This window comes from Photobacterium sp. OFAV2-7, from assembly GCF_022347985.1.
Taxonomy (GTDB): domain Bacteria; phylum Pseudomonadota; class Gammaproteobacteria; order Enterobacterales; family Vibrionaceae; genus Photobacterium.
Genome location: NZ_JAKRFQ010000412.1, coordinates 1 through 4,389, shown reverse-complemented (window position 1 = coordinate 4,389; position 4,389 = coordinate 1). Strand labels below are relative to the sequence as shown.

Annotated in this window: 2 protein-coding genes and 2 pseudogenes; 1 reads left to right on the top strand and 3 read right to left on the bottom strand. The window is 49.8% G+C overall.

Translation table 11 applies throughout. The annotated features are described in order from the left end of the window. From MHN01_RS17895 to MHN01_RS17885, 3 genes and pseudogenes are all read right to left on the bottom strand, one after another. Nucleotides 1–192, bottom strand: a pseudogene (locus tag MHN01_RS17895) (exopolyphosphatase); the annotation flags it as partial. After that, entirely contained in the window at nt 185–2,281 is a 2,097-nt protein-coding gene (gene ppk1 / locus MHN01_RS17890; RefSeq protein WP_239412582.1) for a polyphosphate kinase 1, read from the bottom strand. The gene ppk1 and the pseudogene MHN01_RS17895, both read right to left, overlap by 8 nt. Before the next feature lie 60 nt (nt 2,282–2,341). Next, nucleotides 2,342–2,845, bottom strand: coding sequence for a glycine cleavage system protein R (locus MHN01_RS17885; RefSeq protein WP_239412581.1), 504 nt, complete (start codon nt 2,843–2,845; stop codon nt 2,342–2,344). A 262-nt stretch (nt 2,846–3,107) separates the two neighbouring features. Between MHN01_RS17885 and MHN01_RS17880 the strand changes: the two are divergent. Continuing rightward, nucleotides 3,108–4,389: pseudogene (locus tag MHN01_RS17880) on the top strand (phosphate ABC transporter permease); the annotation flags it as partial.

Below are 4,389 nucleotides of genomic sequence, written 5' to 3'. Positions count from 1 at the left end.
GTTGAGGCCGCGCTGGATAGCGGCCTGGTTGAGGTTGTGGTGTTCGTCGAGTCCGGAGGCTAGCTGAACCCGCTGCTTGTGGCGGCTGATAATTTGCAGGCTCTGCCCGATCACTCGGGCAACAACCATGTGGAAGCTGTTAGAGCCAATATCGATAGCCGCTATCTCGCGTGGACGTGGATTATCAATCATTATTAACCATCGCTTTCTCAGCTTTTTTTCTGAGCTGTTTTTCGGAGTGCTTCAGGTAATCATAGATCGCAATTTGTGAACGGATCTTGCGACGGTTACCCCGGGGCACATATTGGTTGCTCATTTCTTTATCGATGACCCGTGCCTTGACCGTATCGGTTAGCTGGATATTCAGGATATCGATGATTTTCTTTTTCAGTGCCGGATCCCGGATCGGGCAGCCGACTTCTATTCGGTTGTCGATGTTACGGGTCATCCAGTCGGCCGATGAAATCATCACGTCCGGATCACCGTTGTTCTCAAATACCACCACACGTGGGTGTTCGAGGAAACGGTCGACAATACTGATGGCGGTAATATTTTCACTGATCCCCTTGATCCCGGGGATCAGGGAGCACATCCCGCGGACAATCAGTTTAATGTTCACACCAGCACTACTTGCCTGATAAAGCATGTTAATCAAGCCTTTATCGACCAGATTGTTCACCTTAAGTGTAATACCCGATGGCAAGTTTTGCTTGGCATGGGCAATCTCCCTGTCTATCAGATCATACAGTCGCGAGCGGGAGTTACGCGGCGAGACGATTAAATGATTGAATTTAACCGGGCGATATGGATTTTCGATATACCCGAAGACCTGCCGTACCTCATTGGTAATTTCGTCGTCACAGGTCATCAGCGAGAAGTCGGTATAGAGCCGTGCCGTATTTTCATGGAAGTTACCGGTGCCGATATGGGCATAGCGGACGAGCTTGTCACCTTCTCGCCGGGTGATAAGACACAGTTTGGAGTGAATTTTGAGCCCCGGCACACCGAATACAACGTGAACCCCGGCTTCGGTCAGGCGGCGGGCCCAGATAATATTGGCTTCTTCGTCAAAGCGAGCCTGCAGCTCGACCACTACGGTTATCCGTTTGCCGTTATTAGCGGCATCTATCATTGACTCAATGATGCGGGAGTTTTTTGCCACCCGGTAGATATTGATCTTAATACCACGGACCTTGGGATCGTAGGCAGCCTGGCGAACCAGCTCGGTCATGTGGTTGAAGGTATGGTACGGATAGTACAGCAGAATGTCCTGTGCCTTGATAGCGTCAAAGGCATTGCGGGCAGAGGAGAAGTGGTAGCTTTGGATCGGCGGCAGGGGCTTGTTTTCCAGATAGTTGCGACCAACGTTAGGAAAACCAATAAAATCCTTGAAGTTATGGTAACGGCCGCCGGGAATAATACTGTCATAGCTGGAGACTTTCAGCAGCCCGCAGAGCACATCGATCATATCTCCGGGCATATCGCGCTGGTAGACGAAGCGAACCGGCATCGCGGTGAGGCGCTGGTTCAGACCTTCAGACATCTGTTCCAGCAAGCTGTGTTCCACTTCCAGGCTGAGATCGTATTCGGCGTCCCGGGTCATCTTCATCGAGTAGGCGGCCAGGCTGTCGTATTCGAAGAAGCCGCTGAAGATATCGTCGAGGCAAAAACGAATAATGTTATCAAGCAGGATAAGGGTTTTGCGTCTTTTTCCTTTTGCCTCGGGCAACTGGATAAAGCGCGGCAGCTGATCGGTCGGAATCTCGATCAGGGCATGGCCCTTCTTCTCTCCCTGCTGCATTTCGACGGTCAGGTAAGAGTATTCGTCCTTGAGAAATTCGAGCAGGTCGATATCCGGTGTGAGAAGAATGGGTGTGATATGGGGCAAAATCGCATTGCGGAAGTATTTGCGAAGCCAGTTCTGCTGATGTTCGTCGAGCTGTTGCTCATTGACCAGAAAAATATGGCGCCGCGCCATCTCCAGCAAGATTTCGTTATAGAGACTGTCGAAGTCCTGGTTGAGCTTCAGGACTCGACTCTGGATTTTGCTGAGTAGCTGTTTGGCACTGTCATCGCCGCCCTGTTCTTGGCTGATCAGGATTTGGCGTTTTACATCGGCAAAGCGGACTGAATAAAATTCATCGGTATTACTGGAAAAAATTCCAAGAAAACGGACGCGCTCAATCAGCGGCACGGATTTGTCGGCCGCTTCTTGGAGTACTCGTTCGTTAAATGATAGCCAGCTTAATTCTTTTTCAATATAGAGAGATTCCGTACTCATTGTATTCCTATTAGTTAAGCTATGGGCTAAAAGTTATGCCTCTAGTTAGTTGTTATTGATTTAGTTGTCGTCGATATCGATATTGAGATCATCGGACAGTTGTTCCAGCTCGTCCTGAACGGTCTCCAGGGCAAGCTCAGACGGTAACTCAAGCTGAAAATTTGCCGAGAAAATCGGGTAACCCCAGTTAGGTGCACTTTGGGTATCGGTTTTGAGCTTGTTGATATTGATCCCAAGCTGGTTGAGCTTGGCTGTGACTTCTTTGACTATGCCGAGACGATCGTTACCGGTGACGGTGAGATTGTGTAGCGTTGTGACCGGAACGGCCTTGCTGTCATCTTCGACAATATGGATTTGCAACCCATCCAGCTTCGACAGGCTCTGACTCAATACAGGGATATATTGGTCGGCTACTTCAATCTGCAAGATACCGGCAAACTGCCCGGCAAGTTTACTGAGGCTGCTGGCCAGCCAGTTACCGTGGTTCTGGTATACCGTGTCTGAAAGCGTTTCAACCAGACCAGGTCGGTCTTTACCAATTACAGTAATAACGAGATGCTTCATAACGACTTCCTTATTCGCAGTAGGCTTGTTCATTATGTGAGCATGTGCAATATCTGTCCAGAAGCAACGAGATAACGGCCAATGAAATCAGTAAATAGTCATAAATCATTAAGATTAATGACCTTTTATTGCAATTTTATGTCACTCTAATAGATTAGCCCAAGGAAACGAAAGGAGTGTTGGCCTCACTCGTACTGGCTGTCATATAATTGTCATCTAAAAGAAATATTATTGATAAACGTATAAATCCTATGAGGTAATAATGGCAGACGCCAGCGCATTTTTGAGGGGAGACAGTCCTGGCCGCCGAGTAAAAGACAAGCTCGCACGCTATGGGGTAACCGCTGGTGGTATTTCTGTTCTTATTACGTTAGTCCTGATTTTCTTTTACCTGCTGTATGTGATCATGCCGATCTTTGCCTCGGTTAATGTCACATCGAAGCAGGCATTCTCCATTGATTTTTCAGACACCCCTGCCGCTATTTATCTCAACGAGCAGAACAACATTGCCTATAGGATGTCCCAGCAGGGCAATTTGGCCTTCATAAACCTTGCACCGAAGAATATCGGTGAACTTATGGGTGAGCATCAGCTTATGGCAAGCCCTGTCAGCTTTGCCCGTACCCTGCCGAGTGAAGAAGTATTTGCCTATGGCGGCCGTTCTGGCGAAGTGGTGGTATTTAAACCCACTTTCAGGATTTCGTTTACAGAAGAGATGAAGCAGACGACACCGGATATTGCCTACCCGCTGGGAGTGAGTCCGCTGCAACTGGATCCTGACGGTCGCGCAATTACCCAACTGGCGGTATCGGTGCGCGCCGAGCAGGCCGTCGTGGCTGGGGTAACGGCTGATCGGCGGGTCAGGGTGATGACTTTCAGCCACCAGGATGCTCTGCCCGGCCAGGCATCAGATTGGCAGGCGATATCGTTCGGGGTAGAGGGACTGCCCGACACCATCAGTGCGCTGGCGGTCACCCCGGATGCCAGAACCCTGTATGCACTAAGCGGTAATAATTTGTATGTGGTGGCGCTGGACGGGGACAACTCAGCAATCCGTGATGTTGTCGATGTGAGTTCGGCTCAGGGAGAGCCGCAGCAGCTGACGTTATTGTCGGGTGCGAATTCCTTGCTGATCACAACCAGTGACAATACAGTATCGCAGTGGTTCGAAGTGCTTCGCGAGGGCAAGCGAACACTGGTGAAGGCACGGCATTTTGCTCTGCCTGAGAGCCCGGTGGTGCAACTTGTTCCCGAGTATGCCCGCAAAGGTTTTTTTGCGGTACACCAAAACGGCGAACTTTCGGCTTACTACACAACAATCAAAGGGCACATCTATAATGAGCCGTTGCTGGCTGAGATACCCGACTGGGTTGCGATCTCTCCTCGGGCAGACCGTTTGCTGACCGTAAACGGCGACAGCTGGCAGCTATATAAGGTGGATAACCGCCATCCTGAAATCGGTTTTTCATCCCTGTGGCAGAAAATTTGGTATGAAGGCTATCCCGAGCCTGAATACGTCTGGCAATCGACATCTGCCAGTGATG